General features: G+C 65.5%; 15 protein-coding genes and 1 pseudogene. 13 read left to right on the top strand and 3 right to left on the bottom strand.

Features of this window, described 5'->3' with window-relative positions; genetic code table 11:
• The first annotated feature begins 48 nt into the window (after nucleotides 1-48).
• Nucleotides 49-366: a flagellar hook-basal body complex protein FliE gene (gene fliE, locus GRX31_RS27280; RefSeq protein ID WP_016449318.1), complete on the top strand. Its 318-nt coding sequence runs from the start codon at nucleotides 49-51 to the stop codon at nucleotides 364-366.
• A gap of 380 nt (nucleotides 367-746) precedes the next feature.
• Here fliE and GRX31_RS27275 read toward each other — a convergent pair whose 3' ends face one another.
• From GRX31_RS27275 to flgA, 3 genes are all read right to left on the bottom strand, one after another.
• The gene (locus tag GRX31_RS27275; RefSeq protein WP_160855755.1) at nucleotides 747-1,118 is read right to left on the bottom strand and encodes a hypothetical protein; all 372 of its coding nucleotides are present in this window, start codon (nucleotides 1,116-1,118) and stop codon (nucleotides 747-749) included.
• A gap of 76 nt (nucleotides 1,119-1,194) precedes the next feature.
• A complete protein-coding gene (gene flgM, locus GRX31_RS27270) occupies nucleotides 1,195-1,515 on the bottom strand; it encodes a flagellar biosynthesis anti-sigma factor FlgM (protein ID WP_016449316.1) in 321 nt (106 codons plus the stop codon).
• Between the two features lie 78 nt (nucleotides 1,516-1,593).
• The gene (gene flgA, locus GRX31_RS27265) at nucleotides 1,594-2,358 is read right to left on the bottom strand and encodes a flagellar basal body P-ring formation chaperone FlgA (RefSeq protein WP_016449315.1); all 765 of its coding nucleotides are present in this window, start codon (nucleotides 2,356-2,358) and stop codon (nucleotides 1,594-1,596) included.
• Between the two features lie 234 nt (nucleotides 2,359-2,592).
• Between flgA and flgB the strand changes: the two genes are divergently transcribed.
• The 12 genes and pseudogenes from flgB to GRX31_RS27205 all read left to right on the top strand — a co-directional run.
• Nucleotides 2,593-3,006, top strand: coding sequence for a flagellar basal body rod protein FlgB (gene flgB, locus GRX31_RS27260; protein WP_013800365.1), 414 nt, complete (start codon nucleotides 2,593-2,595; stop codon nucleotides 3,004-3,006).
• Between the two features lie 30 nt (nucleotides 3,007-3,036).
• A complete protein-coding gene (flgC, locus tag GRX31_RS27255; RefSeq protein ID WP_016449314.1) occupies nucleotides 3,037-3,441 on the top strand; it encodes a flagellar basal body rod protein FlgC in 405 nt (134 codons plus the stop codon).
• A gap of 34 nt (nucleotides 3,442-3,475) precedes the next feature.
• Nucleotides 3,476-4,138, top strand: coding sequence for a flagellar hook assembly protein FlgD (locus GRX31_RS27250; protein WP_043790864.1), 663 nt, complete (start codon nucleotides 3,476-3,478; stop codon nucleotides 4,136-4,138).
• 40 nt (nucleotides 4,139-4,178) lie between these two features.
• On the top strand, nucleotides 4,179-5,444 hold the full coding sequence (gene flgE / locus GRX31_RS27245; protein ID WP_074923326.1) for a flagellar hook protein FlgE: 1,266 nt from the start codon (nucleotides 4,179-4,181) through the stop codon (nucleotides 5,442-5,444).
• A 29-nt stretch (nucleotides 5,445-5,473) separates the two neighbouring features.
• Nucleotides 5,474-6,214 carry a flagellar basal body rod protein FlgF gene (locus GRX31_RS27240; protein WP_016449311.1) on the top strand — a complete coding sequence of 247 codons (741 nt, stop codon included), beginning with the start codon at nucleotides 5,474-5,476 and terminating at the stop codon, nucleotides 6,212-6,214.
• Nucleotides 6,215-6,236: 22 nt separating this feature from the next.
• On the top strand, nucleotides 6,237-7,019 hold the full coding sequence (flgG, locus tag GRX31_RS27235; RefSeq protein ID WP_012202560.1) for a flagellar basal-body rod protein FlgG: 783 nt from the start codon (nucleotides 6,237-6,239) through the stop codon (nucleotides 7,017-7,019).
• A gap of 201 nt (nucleotides 7,020-7,220) precedes the next feature.
• Nucleotides 7,221-7,928, top strand: coding sequence for a flagellar basal body L-ring protein FlgH (locus tag GRX31_RS27230; RefSeq protein WP_012202559.1), 708 nt, complete (start codon nucleotides 7,221-7,223; stop codon nucleotides 7,926-7,928).
• 20 nt (nucleotides 7,929-7,948) lie between these two features.
• The gene (locus GRX31_RS27225; protein ID WP_016449310.1) at nucleotides 7,949-9,097 is read left to right on the top strand and encodes a flagellar basal body P-ring protein FlgI; all 1,149 of its coding nucleotides are present in this window, start codon (nucleotides 7,949-7,951) and stop codon (nucleotides 9,095-9,097) included.
• Nucleotides 9,094-10,074, top strand: coding sequence for a flagellar assembly peptidoglycan hydrolase FlgJ (gene flgJ / locus GRX31_RS27220; protein ID WP_016449309.1), 981 nt, complete (start codon nucleotides 9,094-9,096; stop codon nucleotides 10,072-10,074). Before GRX31_RS27225 ends, flgJ begins: the two co-directional genes overlap by 4 nt.
• Before the next feature lie 14 nt (nucleotides 10,075-10,088).
• Nucleotides 10,089-12,065 carry a flagellar hook-associated protein FlgK gene (gene flgK / locus GRX31_RS27215; protein ID WP_047219522.1) on the top strand — a complete coding sequence of 659 codons (1,977 nt, stop codon included), beginning with the start codon at nucleotides 10,089-10,091 and terminating at the stop codon, nucleotides 12,063-12,065.
• Between the two features lie 19 nt (nucleotides 12,066-12,084).
• On the top strand, nucleotides 12,085-13,281 hold the full coding sequence (flgL, locus tag GRX31_RS27210; protein WP_047219521.1) for a flagellar hook-associated protein FlgL: 1,197 nt from the start codon (nucleotides 12,085-12,087) through the stop codon (nucleotides 13,279-13,281).
• Between the two features lie 21 nt (nucleotides 13,282-13,302).
• Nucleotides 13,303-13,825: pseudogene (locus tag GRX31_RS27205) on the top strand (HDOD domain-containing protein); the annotation flags it as partial.

Raw genomic sequence — 13,825 nt, 5'->3', positions numbered from 1 at the left:
CTGCCGACCTACGATCTCGTCATCTTGCTAACTCCGATGGAATGTGTCATGGACCTTCGCATCCCCAGTACCACCTCTCCCCTGTACGGCACCCAGCTCCCCAAAGGCGTGGGCGCAGGCGACGCATCGACCAAAGTGGCGGCTGGCGGCTTCAGCCAGGCCCTTCAAGGCGCGCTGCAGTCCGTCAGTTCAGCCCAGAACCACTCCAGCCAGCTGCAGCGTGAAGTGCAGCTGGAGAACCCGGCCGTCAGCCTCGAAGAAACCATGATCGCCATGCAAAAGGCACAGATCGGCTTCCAGGCCACGATGCAGGTGCGCAACCGGCTCGTGCAGGCCTATACCGACGTGATGAACATGCAGGTCTGAGGACGTCCGGCCCCGGCCGGACCCTCTTTGCCCACCCAAACCGCAGACCGAACAGCATTTGCGCGCACCATCGCATGGCTGCGTCTTTCCGGCACGCGCAGGATCCGGCCTTCTTCAAGGCGTTGTTCCGCTTTCGCCGAACCGGGCCTTTGCCCACCCTCCCCATTCCTGGCCGCCCGTCACCGCACGGCCCAAAGCCCCCGTCTTTTTCAGCAAGCGTGACCTCCTCCCGCGCATGGAGGGTCGCCTGCCGATGCGCAGCCCTGCCTGCACCGGCCGGCAGGCGCGTCACGCCGACGCCACCCCGGAAAAGACAAAACCCTCGGGCACGCGTGCCGGAGGGTTGATCAGGACAGGAAAAAAGGAAGAAGGAGGCTGCTTCAGCTGGCCGAGTGGTAGATGCGCGCCTTGCCCGGTCCGGCGTGAGGGTGTCCATACAGGTCACGTCCATACGTGGCCTGGTCCGAAGCCTGGGGAATCAGCGCTGCCGCCTGGTGCTGGGCCACCACCGCCATGCGCGCCAGCTGGTCGCGCTGCATGGCCATCTGCTCGCCCAGAGCCTGGGCGCGCTCGCGCAGCTCCTGCGTCCAGTCGACCGCGCTGAAGCGGCGGGCCAGTTCGGAAAACGCAGCCATGGCATCGCGCAGCCGGGTGCTGGACTGCTCCAGCGCGACCGCATCCTTCGATTGCAGCGAGGCGGACACCATCCGGACCACCGCGTCCAGGGAATCGAGCATCTCGCTGAGAGTCATGGGACAGGCCTTGCTGAAAAAAGAAAGCGCGTGCTCGCGCCGGAAGGAAAAAACCGAGAAAGAACCGAACCCGCGCTCAGACGCGCGAGTGCGAGAGGAATTCCTCGGAGTTGGCCAGCAGCTTGTCGGCCACGGCGTCGGCGTTCACGCGGAAGGTGCCGTTGGCAATGGCTTCGCGGATTTCCTTGACGCGGTTGGCATCGAAGTCGGCGGTGGCACGACCAGTTTGGTCCAGTGCGCGGGCCGAGTTCGAGAACGACACGGGAACACCGGCCGCCTTGGCAGGCTGGGCCTGTGCGGAGGATTCCTCGCTGGCAATGGCGCTGGCTGTCTTGGGCTGCTTGGCGGCGGCCTGGGAGGCAGCGGCGGGCAGTTCCGGTTTTTGACCTATCTTCATCTTGATTCTCCAATCGCCCTGGCGGCGTAAGGCGCTGTGCCTAGCTTTCGACTGCCTGGAACAAAACTTGAGGTTTTTTTACTGCACCAGCACCACGCCCTCGGGATTCACCACCCCGGAGATGAGCCGGCCATTATCCATGCGAACCCGCACGGTCTGGCCTTCGCCGGCGGCAGACATGGCCTTGCCCGACGATGTGACGGAAAAACCACCACCATTGACCAGAACACGCACTTCGGCACCCACCGCGAACAGCGCCGGCGTGCGCAGCATGTTCTGGCGCAGTGCCTGGCCTGCGGCCAGCGGGCGGGAAGCCACCAGGCCCACCCAGTCCTGCTGGTTGGCGTAGACGGCAGCCGAATCCTCGGCCCAGTCCACCTCGGCCTGGACGGCGTCGTCGGCCGACAGCGGGCGGCCCGAAGGCACGCCGTTTTGCAGCACCCAGGCAGGCCCCCAGGCCTTGACCGTGATGGGCAGGAACACATTCCAGGCCACGGCGCCCTGCAGGCAGCGCAGGCCCAGGCGGGTACGGCCCCACAGGCGCGAGCCTGCGGGCAAATAGGGTTCGACCTTGGCGCAGGCGGCCAGACGCAGGCGGGGATCGAGCTGGCCCATCTGCACTTCCATGCGCAGGGGCAGGGCGCCCGCACCGGCCATGCCCTGCTGCAGGGCCTCGTCGGCAAAGCGCTGGCCGATCTGGCTGAGCTGGGCCGCGCCATCGGGCGCGTTCTGCGCGAACGCGCTGCCTGCCAGCGATGCTCCAGCGGCGAGCGCAGCGCATGCGGCGGCGCGGGCGAAGGCTCGGGCGGCGGAAGGCGGATGGGCGGTGCTGAAGTTCGACATGGCTGGGGCTCCTGACTTGCTCCGGCACCCCGTCAGGATGGGCGGGATGCATGGAGCGATGCCAGCAAATATAGGGCGGGCGCCGTTTTCCGAAGCGCCGAACTGCGCAGGCAAACGCGCTTTCTTTGCGCTTTAGCGTTCGGGCCCGATTTCCATAATCGACGCATGCCGCAGTCCGTGGGCTGCCGCCATTTCGTCAACCGATCACCGCAAATCCCAGAGGGCGAGGCCGACATGCTCGACAAGATGACTGAACGACTGGACTTCCAGAGCAAGGCGCTGGTGCTGCGCGCCGAGCGCCAGCGTGCAATCGCCAGCAACATCGCCAATGCCGACACCCCTGGCTATGTGGCACGCGACTTCAATTTCCGCGAGGCGCTGACGGCCGTCACCTCCGGCCCCTCGCCCATGACGCTGGCCAGCGTCAGCCAGGGCGGCCACATTCCGCTGCCTGCCGCCGCCTCGGGGCAGAGCGCGCAAAGCCATCTCGGCTACTCGGTGCAGGCCCAGACCAACATGGACAACAACACCGTGGACCTGGACCGCGAACGCGCCAACTTCGTCGACAACGCCGTGCGCTACGAAGCCACGCTGCGCTTTCTGAACGGCCAGGCCAAGACCATGCTGTCGGCCATCCAGGGCCAGTAAGCCGGCGCCACAGACCACAGGAGCTTTCCCATGTCCATGTTCTCCATCTTCAGCATCTCCGGCAGTGCCGTCAGCGCCCAGTCCCAGCGCCTGAACGTCGTGGCCTCGAACCTGGCCAACGTCGATGCCGTGGCCGGCCCCGACGGCAAGGCCTACCAGGCGCGCCAGGTGGTCTTCCAGACCGTGCCCATGGGCGAGGAAGGCTCCTCGGGCGTGCGCGTCAGCGCCATCAGCCAGGACAACACGCCGGGCCGCCGCATCCACGATCCCCAGCACCCGCTGGCCGATGCCGAAGGCTATGTGACGCATTCCAACGTCAGCGCCGTGGACGAGATGGTCAACATGATCTCGGCCTCGCGCTCCTACCAGAACAACGTCGAGGTCATGAACACGACCAAGTCGCTGCTGCTCAAAACCCTGCAGATGGGCCAGTGAGCCCCGTCCGCACCACATTCCAGGAGCCACTCCCATGATCTATGGCGCAGGCAGCGTCGCCAGCACGGCCGACCTCAACAACAAGAACACCACGAGCAATTCGAACACCGACCCCGCAGCAGCGCAGGACCGTTTCCTGAAGCTGCTGGTCGCGCAGTTGAACAACCAGGATCCCATGAATCCCATGGACAACGCGCAGATGACCTCGCAGATGGCGCAGATCAACACCGTCACCGGCATCCAGCAGTTGAACAAGACCATGGAAAGCATGGCCGGCCAGTTCACGGCCATGCAGGTGCTGCAGGGCACGCAGATGATCGGCCGCACCGTGCTGACCGAGGGCAACACCCTGGGCGTGGGCAAGGAAAAGTCCTATACGGCGGCCTTCGACCTCGAAGGCCCGGCCGCCGATGTCAAGGTGCAGATCACCACGGCCGGCGGCGAGCTGGTGGACACCGTCGAGCTGGGCAGCGGCACTGCGGGCCGCAACTACTTCACCTGGGACGGCAGCAAGTACACGGGCGATGCCAGCCAGCTGCGCTACACGGTGCAGGCCACGAATGCCGACAAGGCCGTGGCCTCGACCACGCTGTCGCCCCACGCGGTGCTTGCCACGGGCACCACCGACGGCAAGCTGACGCTGGAGCTGGACGACGGCACCAACGTCGCCTACACCTCCGTCAAGGCCGTGTACTGAACACCGCACCAAACACCCCAAACCATCGCAGGAGCACACCATGGGATTCCAACAAGGCCTCTCGGGTCTGAACGCCGCCAGCAAGAACCTGGACGTGATCGGCCACAACATCGCCAACGCCAACACCACGGGCTTCAAGTCCTCGCGCGCCGAGTTCGCCGAGGCCGTGGCCAGCGCCGTCGGCTCGGCCAGCGGCCAGACCAGCGGCATCGGTGTCAACGTGGCCGCCGTGACCCAGCAGTTCCGCCAGGGCCCGATCACGACCACGGGCAACAACCTGGACGTGGCCATCAACGGCAACGGCTTCTTCGTGGTGCGCCAGCCCGATGGCAGCACGGCCTATACGCGCGCCGGCAGCTTCGGCCTGGACAAGCAGGGCAACCTCAAGACCGTGCAGGGCGACAACGTCATGGGCTACCCCGTGGACGCCACCACGGGCAAGGTGCTGGCCGGCGGCCAGCCCGTGCCCATGGTCTTCCCGTCGGGCCAGCCGATTGCGGCCAAGACCACGACCAAGATCAATGTGGAGCTGAACCTCGATGCGCGCGCCACGGTGGCTGCAGGCGATGCCACCAAAACGCCACCGATCCCTGCCACTCCACGCGCCACCTATGGCACATCGGTCAATGTCTATGACAGCCAAGGCGTGGCCACACCTGTGCAGATGTACTTCGAGAAGGGCGCGACCCCCAATACCTGGGTGGTCTATGACGGCCTTGATGACCCGACTGCAACGCCACCCAAGACGGCCAATGTGCTGGCAACACTGAACTTTGACGCCGCAGGCAAACTCAACACAGTCGCACCCAACCCCGCTGTTGCCACCATCCAGACCAACAATCCCAATTCGCCAACCCCGGGCACCGTCAGTGTGACGCTGGACTTCTCCAGCGTGACCCAGTTCGGCACCAAGTTCGCGGTCAGCAGCCTCAAGCAGGACGGCTACACCGCAGGCGCGCTCACCGGCATCAATGTCGGCAACGATGGCTCCATCGTGGCCACCTACTCCAACGGCGTGACGCGCACCGAGGGCCAGCTGGCCCTGGCCGCCTTCACCAACACCCAGGGCCTGGGCGCCGTGGGTGACAACAAGTGGGTGGAAACCTCGGATTCGGGCCCGGCGCTCAACGGTACGGCCCAGTCCGGCACCTTCGGCTCGCTGCGTTCGGGCGCGCTGGAGGACTCCAACGTGGACCTGACCGCCGAGCTGGTGAACATGATGACCGCGCAGCGCGCCTACCAGGCCAATGCCCAGACCATCAAGACCCAGGACCAGGTCTTCTCGACCCTGGTGAACCTGCGCTGATAGCCAAGAACTGAGTCAGGAGAGCCGGCATGGACCGCATCATCTACACCTCCATGACGGGCGCCAACGCAGCGGCGCAGCGTCAGTCCGTGCTGGCCCACAACCTGGCCAATGCCGGCACCAATGGCTTTCGGGCCGAAATGTCCACCTTCCGCTCCGTGCCCCTGCAGGGCAGCGGCGCGGGCACGCGCGTGTTCGCGCTGGAGGCGACCTCCGGCTACGTGGACACGCCCGGCCCCACCCAGCGCACGGGCCGCGCACTGGACGCCATGGCCATGGGCCGCGCCTGGTTCGCCGTCCAGGGCCTGGACGGCCAGGAAGCCTACACACGCAATGGCGTGTTCGAGGTCTCCCCGGAAGGCCAGCTGGTCAACAGCAACGGCCAGGCCGTGCTGTCGGACGGCGGCGGCCCCATCGACATTCCGCCCGAGTCCACGATTTCCCTGGGCTCCGACGGCACGCTGACCGCCAAGACCGGCAACCAGCTGCCCGTGGCCGTGGGCCGCGTCAAGCTGGCCACGCCGGCCGAGGACGCTGCGCTGGTGCGCGGCAACGACGGCCTGTTCCGCACGGGCAACGGCGAGCCGCTGCCCAACGACGAGAACGCCCGCCTGCTGTCGGGCGCCATCGAAGGCTCGAACGTGAATTCGGTGGAGACCATGGTCGGCATGATTGCCGCCGCCCGCCAGTTCGAGACCCAGATGCGCCTGCTGCAGACCGCAGAAACCAATGACAAGACGGCCAGCCAACTCTTGAGCATGAACGGCTGAAAGCACTGAAAAGGAAAACGCCATGATCAATTCGCTGTTCATCTCCAAGACCGGCATGGAAGCCCAGCAGACCCAGCTGGATGTGATCTCCCACAACCTGGCCAACGTCTCGACCACGGGCTACAAGCGCGCCAGCGCGGTGTTCGAGGATCTGATCTACCAGAACCTGCGCCAGTCGGGCGCCCAGACCACCGAGCAGAACCAGCTGCCCACGGGCCTGCACCTGGGCCTGGGCGTGCGCACGGTGGCCACCTCGCGCAATTTCCTGCAGGGCGCCCTGCAGCAGTCCAACAATGCGCTGGACGTGGCCATCGACGGCAACGGCTTCTTCCAGGTCAACATGCCCGACGGCACCACGGCCTATACCCGCGACGGCTCCTTCCAGGTCGATGCCCAGGGCCAGCTGGTGACTGCCAGCGGCATGCCCATCGCCAACGGCGTCACCATTCCCCAGGGCGCGACCAAGGTGTCGATCAGCCCCGAGGGCGTGGTCAGCGTGACCATGGCCGGCCAGGCCGCGCCCCAGCAGGTGGGCAACATCGCGATGAGCCAGTTCATCAATCCGGCCGGCCTGGAGCCGCGCGGCCAGAACCTGTTCACGGAAACCGCTTCCTCGGGCCAGCCCCAGCAGGGCCAGCCCGGTGTCAACGGCATGGGCATGATCAAGCAGGGCTACCTGGAAGGCTCGAACGTGAACGTGGTGCAGGAGCTGGTGACCATGATCCAGACCCAGCGCGCCTATGAAATGAATTCCAAGGCCATCCAGACGTCGGACCAGATGCTGGCCAAGCTGGCGCAGTTGTAATTGATCTCTCCCCCTGAGCGGCTTCGCCGCTTCCCCCTCTCTACTCGCTTCGCGAGGGAGGGGGACGACGCCCTCGCTGCGGGGCGGCCCTTGCTCGGCGTCCCTGACCTGGGCCGCGCCGGTCTCCGGGGTCGCGCCACATGCCTATGGCTCGCCAGGTTCATGCGAAGCATGGATCACTGAAACACCGGGAACATCGCCATGACCCAACGAACCTTCTCCCTTTCCGCGACGGGCACGTGCCTGGCGCTGGCGGCAGTCCTGTCGGGCTGCACGACGCTCAATGACCCGCCGCCGGTGGACATGCCGTCCACGGCGCCGCCGGTGCTGCCGCAGCCCGCCCCGGTGGCCGGCAGCCCCACGGGCAGCCTGTTCAACGCGGCCAGCTACCGGCCCGGCTTCGAGAACCGGCGTGCGCGCCTGGTGGGGGACCTGGTGACGGTGCAGATCGTGGAGCGTGTGACGGCCAGCCAGAAGTCGGATTCTGGCCTCAAGCGGTCCAACAAGACCACGGCCGGGATTTCGGCGCTGCCGCTGTTTTCGGGCAATGCGCTGGCCAATCTCAAGGACCGCTCCAACATCGGCTTCAACAACAACAACGACTACACGGGCTCGGGCTCGACGTCCAGCGACAACACGTTCACGGGCGCCATCAGCACGACGGTGGTCGATGTGCTGCCCAACGGCCATCTGGTGATCGCCGGAGAAAAGCAGATCGGCGTGAACCACAACGTGGATGTGCTGCGCTTCACGGGCACGGTGGACCCGCGCACCATGCAGCCCGGCAGCCTGGTCGCCTCGACCCAGGTGGCCAACGTGCGCGTGGAATCGCGCAGCCGCGGGCAGGCCGGGGAAGCGCAGTCAATTGGCTGGTTGTCCCGGTTCTTTTTGAACGTTATGCCGTTCTGATTCTCCGGAGAATGGACAGCATGAAAGTACTGTCCATGCTCCTGACATTGCGCCAAGCGCAGCGCCCCTTCTGGGTTGCAGCCGCCCTCGGCGCCAGCATGCTGACCCTGCCGGCGCATGCAACACGCATCAAGGAGGTCGCTGCCATCCAGGGCGTGCGCAGCAACCAGTTGACCGGCTACGGTCTGGTGGTCGGCCTCGACGGCACGGGCGACCAGACCACCCAGATGCCCTACACCAAGCAGGCCCTGGCCAACTACCTGGAGCAGATGGGCATCTCGCTGCCCGCCACAGGCAACGCGGGCCAGCTGCAGCTCAAGAACGTGGCGGCCGTGATCGTCACCGCCGAGCTGCCAGCCTTTGCCCAGCCAGGCCAGACCATCGACGTGGTCGTCTCCTCCGTGGGCAATGCCAAGTCGCTCAAGGGCGGAACCCTGGTGACCACGCCGCTGCGCGGTGCCGACGGCGAGATCTACGCGCTGGCCCAGGGCAACCTCGTGGTCGGCGGCGCCGGCGCCTCGGCCGGCGGCTCCAAGGTACAGATCAACCACCTGAGCGCGGGCCGCGTGCCGCAGGGCGCCCAGGTCGAACGCGCCGTTCCCACCCCGATCAACGAAGGCGACAGCATCACGCTGGGCCTGAACGCCACCGATTTCCAGACCGCCGACAAGGTGGTGCGCGCCATCAACCAGCGCATGGGCCAGGGCGTGGCGCAGGCGCTGGACGGGCGCACCGTGCGCGTATCCGCGCCCCAGGACCCGGGATCGCGCGTGCGCATGATTGCCGAGATCCAGGAGATGCCGATCGAGACCTCCAAGCCCTCGGCCAAGGTCGTGATCAACGCACGCACGGGCTCCATCGTGCTCAACCAGGCCGTGACCCTGGGCCCCTGCGCCATCGCCCACGGCAACCTGGCCATCACCATCAGCACCACGCCGGTGATCAGCCAGCCCGGCGCCTTCTCGCAGGGCCAGACCGTGGTGGCCCAGAAGTCCGACATCCAGATCAAGCAGGAGCCCGGCAACATCATCAACATGCCCGGCTCCCCGCAGCTCACCGACGTGGTGCGCGCACTCAACACGCTGGGCGCCACGCCCCAGGACCTGCTGGCCATCCTGCAGGCCATCAAGGCCGCAGGCGCTCTCAACGCCGAACTGGAGGTGATATGAGCATCGCACTTCCCAATGGATCGCAGACTGCGGCCAGCAATGCGCTGGCGGCCGACGCCCGGTCCCTCAACGCACTCAAGTTCGCGGCCGGCGAGAACAGCCCGCAGGCCGCGAAGGAAACCGCCAAACAGCTGGAATCGCTGTTCATGCGCGAGATGATCAAGAGCATGCGCGAGGCGACCATGAAGTCCGGCCTGCTCGACAGCGCACAGGGCAACCTCAGCACCGACATGCTGGACCAGCAGCTGTCGGTGGCCATGTCGGGCCAGCCCGGCGGACTGTCGGATGCCATCACGCGCCAGCTGGCCCGCACCATGGGCTCGGAAGCCGCCGAGGATGCCGAGATCTCCGTGCCCTCCACGCTGAGCATGAGCCGCATCGCCTGGCGCAGCACGGCCACCAATGCCAATGGCGCCGCCGGCGGCACCGCTGCCATCGGCGCCTGGAGCGGCAGCCGCAGCAGCGCGGCCCAGTCCGTCAACGCCTACGCACCCGCGCCCAAGGGCCGCGACAACTTCGTGGCCCACCATGGCGACGCCGCGGCGCGCGTGGCGCAGGAAAGCGGCATTCCGGCCGCCTTCATGCTGGGCCAGGCCGGCCACGAGACCGGCTGGGGCAAGAGCGAGATCAAGAACGCCGATGGCAGCAATGCCCACAACCTCTTCGGCATCAAGGCCGGCAAGGGCTGGACGGGCAAGGTCGCCGAGGTCACGACCACCGAATACATCGACGGCGTGGCGCGCAAGGTCACGGCCAAGTTCCGCGCCTACGGCTCCTACGAGGAGTCCTTCCGCGACTATGCGCGGCTGATCACCAGCAATCCGCGCTACGAGAAAGCCATGGGCAAGACCGACTCGGCCCTGGCCTATGCGACCGAGCTGCAGAAAGCCGGCTACGCCACCGATCCCGAATACGCCAGCAAGCTCAGCCGCGCCATCCAGAGCGCCGTGCAGAGCGCGGCACGCGCACAAGCCTAAACCGAGAACACGCCATGAGCCTTTTGAACGTCGGATCCCGCGCCCTGATGGCGAATCAGATCGCCCTGCAGACCACCGGCCACAACATCGCCAACGTCAACACGGCCGGCTACTCGCGCCAGAGCGTGGCCTTCCAGACCTCGCCGGGCCAGAACATGGGCAGCGGCTACATCGGCAATGGCGTGGATGTGAACACCATCCTGCGCAACTTCAACGAGTTGCTGAACCGCCAGGCGGCCACGGCCAGCGCCGTGTCGGCGGCCGATTCGGCGCGCGCCACCTCGCTGGCGCAGATGCAGGAAGTGTTCAGCGGCGGCAAGACCGGCCTGGGCGCGGCCATCACGGACATGATGAATTCGTTCGCCGACATCGTCGGTGCACCCACGGATCCGACGGCGCGCAGCGTGGTGCTGACCCGCATGAACGAACTGGCGGCCCGCTTTCGCTCGTCCTCTGCACAGTTGGAGGAGCTGGACTACAACACACGCCAGCAGATGGGCAATGACGTGACCGTGGTCAACAGCCTTGCCAGCCAGATCGCAACGCTCAACGGGCAGATCAGCCAGTCCATTGCCACAGGCCATGCACCCAACGATCTGCTGGATCAGCGTGACCAGTTGGTGCGCGACATGAACCAGTACGTCCAGACCACTCAGATTCCGGCTGATGACGGTTCCATCAGCCTGTTCGTGGGTGGAAGCCAGCCGCTGGTACTGGGCCAGAATGCGGCCAAGCTAGAAGTCAGGGAATCGTCCCAATACCCCGGCAGTGGCCAGATGACCTTGTACTTCAAGCAATCCGGCGGGACGGATGTGGAGCTCTCGCCTGGAATGCTCGGAGGCGGTGAAATCGCCGGCCTGCTCCAATTCCAGGGTAGTGATCTCTCGGAAGGCCGCAACCTGCTCGGGCGCATGGCAGCCGCCCTGGGCGCAGCCATGAATACCCAGCACCAAAGCGGCCTGACACAGGATGGCACGCGCGGCACAGCATTGTTCACGGTACCCACGGCCATAGCGGGCCGCACGACGATCTCGGGCATCACCGCACAGGTGCAGTTCGTCGACCAAACCTCCACCAGCAATCCCAAGGCTGCGCTGGACTACACGGCCTATGCCGCGTCCGACTACAAAGTGGTGTTCAAGACCGGGGGGGCCCTCTCCCTGGTCCGGCTGTCGGACAACAAGACCACGGAGTTCGCCAACGTCACCGACCTTGCAAACACCACGGTGGATGGACTGCGCTTCGAGATATCCGCGCCAGGCGCGGCCAACCAGAGCGTGCTGTTCCAGCCTTTTTCTGCCGCCGCTCACGACTTCAAGGCGCTTGTATCGTCTGCCCGGGATCTGGCAATTGCCAATCCCATCACCGCCGGCATGGCTGAAGGCAACAAGGGCAATCTGCAGATGACTTCGCTGAAAATGCTGTCGCCCACTTCAGCACTGCCTCCAACTCCTTCTGGAGTGCAGTTGAGCTTTCAGGTGGATGCGACAACCGGTGCCGTCACTTACAGCTTCACGGGCGCGGCATCGGGCAACGGTGTCGCACATCCCTATGTATCGGGCGAGCCCATCACGGTCGACGGCTGGTCCGTTACCCTTACAGGAACCCCTCACCATGGAGATTCCCTGCGCGTGGGCAATGCACTGGATCCGCAATATGGCGACAGCTATCTGCGAAACGCGGGCAACGGATCGGCTTTCCTGGACCTGCGCGACAAGCAGGTATTCGACAAGAGTACTTCACTCAGCGATGGATTCTCCAGCGCGATCGCGCAGGTAGGCGCGCGCACCCAGAGCGCCACTTACGCAGCCAAGCTCTCCGGGACCATCGCCTCCAACCTCGAGGCAGACCGTACGGCGGTGTCAGGCGTGAACCTCGATGAAGAGGCGGCCAAGCTGCTGCAGTATCAGCAGTCCTATCAGGCCTCGGCCAAGATGCTGCAAGTGGCGCAGGGCATTTTCGACAGTGTGCTTCAGGCCGTGGGCCGCTAATTTCGCGAGGAGATCCAACATGAGCAACATCGCACGCATTGGCACGGCCAACATGTACGACAACACGGTGCGCAACCTCACATCGCGCCAGAGCAACCTCGTGGAACTGATGGAGAAGACCACTGCCGGCAAACGCGTGCTGCGCGCCAGCGATGACCCCGTGGCAGCGGCCCAGGCCGAGCGCGCTCAGACCCGGCTGACGCGCACCGCAACAGACCAGCGTTCGCTGGATGCGCAGCGCAACATCATGACCAATGCCGAGTCGACGCTCGGCGAGGCTCACTCCGCCATGCAGGAGCTTCGGGACTTGCTGGTGAACGCGGGCAACGGTTCATTCGATCAGCAATCTCGCGACACTCTGTTGGCCAGAATGACCAGCCTTCGTGAGCAATTGGTGGCCTACGCCAATCGCAAAGACACCAATGGCCTGCCACTGTTCCGAGGCCTGGACAGCGCCGACCAGCCAATTCAGGGATACAACTTCGTGGGCCAGCCCGGCCAGGCAGGCAGCAACGACAGCGGCATTGCCAACTCCATCGACGGCGCTGCCGCATGGATGAACGTTCCCACAGGAAACGGCGTCTACCAGGTCAGCCTGGACACGGCCGGTGGCGGAAAATTCTGGACCGATGTGGGCACCATCACCGATCCTGCCGCCGCCGCAGCAGCGACACGCCCCATCACCGTGAAATTTTCCACTGATGCCAGCGGCAACCTGCAATACAGTGCCGACAACGGAGCCACCTTCAGCCCCTTCAAATCGGGTGATGCCATCGAGATCCAGGGCATGCGTGTCACTGTTTCTGGAACACCCAAGGCGGGCGACGGCTTCGTGCTGCAGGACAGCACGCGCTCCGATGTATTCAGCGTGGTCGACCGTGTGATTGATGCTGTGCGCAATGGAGCCAACGCCGACGGCAGCGCCAAGCCAGAACTCACCCAGGCCATTGGCCGAGGCCTGACCGAGATCGATTCCAGTATGAGCCGCCTGCACTCGGCACGCAGCCTGGCCGGTGACTTGCTCAACCGTGCCGACCGCATTGAAGATGGCCTGCTGGACCGTGAAGTTCAACTCGAGGCAGACCGCTCACGCGCCGAAGACATAGATATGATCAAGGCCCTCTCGGAAGTGGACATGCAGAAGGTAGGACTGCAGGCGGCCTTGCAGTCCTACGCCTCGATCCAGAAACTGTCACTGTTCAACTTCATCAACTGATAACCGCCCGCGCATGCATCCATGGTCCAGTCCGTCCTGAGCTCTCTGACCCTCGGCTATAGGCCGCTCTGGAACCAGGCCCGCCGTCTGGCGGGCGTGCAGCTTTATCTTCACGAGGAGCCCGGCGTCCAAGCCGACGTGGCCCACCTGCTGCGCATACTGCGCGAGACCTGGGGCACGCAGTCGCCGCCGGTGCTGCTGTCGCCCCAATCCCGCCAGGTGCTGTGCGACCTGCTGGAGAACGCCTCCAAGGGAAGCCCCTGGATCGAGGTGCGCGGCGACTGGCTGCAGGACTCCGCCATCTATGACCTGGTGCGCCAGGCCCATGCGCGCGGCCTGATGCTGGTCTGGCGCGGCCCGCTGTCCGACGTGCCCGACGCCCAGGCCGCCCACTGGTTTGCCAGCAGCCTGCTGCACCTGCCGCCCGAAGGCGCCTCGGGCATGCCCAACCAGACCGTGCTGGCGCTGCAGCAGGCCGCGCAGGCCGCCGAAGCGCCGACCAAGCTCCAGGCAATCAAGCAGGCCGCCAGGCCCGCCCCCACCC

The organism is Delftia sp. CH05 (assembly GCF_009827015.1).
GTDB lineage: Bacteria > Pseudomonadota > Gammaproteobacteria > Burkholderiales > Burkholderiaceae_C > Comamonas > Comamonas tsuruhatensis.
Note: the sequence above shows the minus strand (reverse complement) of the source record. Positions and strands in the feature narration are given on the sequence as shown.

Coding starts and splice junctions, on each gene's coding strand:
- fliE (WP_016449318.1), top strand. CDS start 49: ATGGACCTTCGCATCCCCAGTACCACCTCTCCCCTGTACGGCACCCAG.
- GRX31_RS27275 (WP_160855755.1), bottom strand. CDS start 1,118: ATGACTCTCAGCGAGATGCTCGATTCCCTGGACGCGGTGGTCCGGATG.
- flgM (WP_016449316.1), bottom strand. CDS start 1,515: ATGAAGATAGGTCAAAAACCGGAACTGCCCGCCGCTGCCTCCCAGGCC.
- flgA (WP_016449315.1), bottom strand. CDS start 2,358: ATGTCGAACTTCAGCACCGCCCATCCGCCTTCCGCCGCCCGAGCCTTC.
- flgB (WP_013800365.1), top strand. CDS start 2,593: ATGCTCGACAAGATGACTGAACGACTGGACTTCCAGAGCAAGGCGCTG.
- flgC (WP_016449314.1), top strand. CDS start 3,037: ATGTCCATGTTCTCCATCTTCAGCATCTCCGGCAGTGCCGTCAGCGCC.
- GRX31_RS27250 (WP_043790864.1), top strand. CDS start 3,476: ATGATCTATGGCGCAGGCAGCGTCGCCAGCACGGCCGACCTCAACAAC.
- flgE (WP_074923326.1), top strand. CDS start 4,179: ATGGGATTCCAACAAGGCCTCTCGGGTCTGAACGCCGCCAGCAAGAAC.
- GRX31_RS27240 (WP_016449311.1), top strand. CDS start 5,474: ATGGACCGCATCATCTACACCTCCATGACGGGCGCCAACGCAGCGGCG.
- flgG (WP_012202560.1), top strand. CDS start 6,237: ATGATCAATTCGCTGTTCATCTCCAAGACCGGCATGGAAGCCCAGCAG.
- GRX31_RS27230 (WP_012202559.1), top strand. CDS start 7,221: ATGACCCAACGAACCTTCTCCCTTTCCGCGACGGGCACGTGCCTGGCG.
- GRX31_RS27225 (WP_016449310.1), top strand. CDS start 7,949: ATGAAAGTACTGTCCATGCTCCTGACATTGCGCCAAGCGCAGCGCCCC.
- flgJ (WP_016449309.1), top strand. CDS start 9,094: ATGAGCATCGCACTTCCCAATGGATCGCAGACTGCGGCCAGCAATGCG.
- flgK (WP_047219522.1), top strand. CDS start 10,089: ATGAGCCTTTTGAACGTCGGATCCCGCGCCCTGATGGCGAATCAGATC.
- flgL (WP_047219521.1), top strand. CDS start 12,085: ATGAGCAACATCGCACGCATTGGCACGGCCAACATGTACGACAACACG.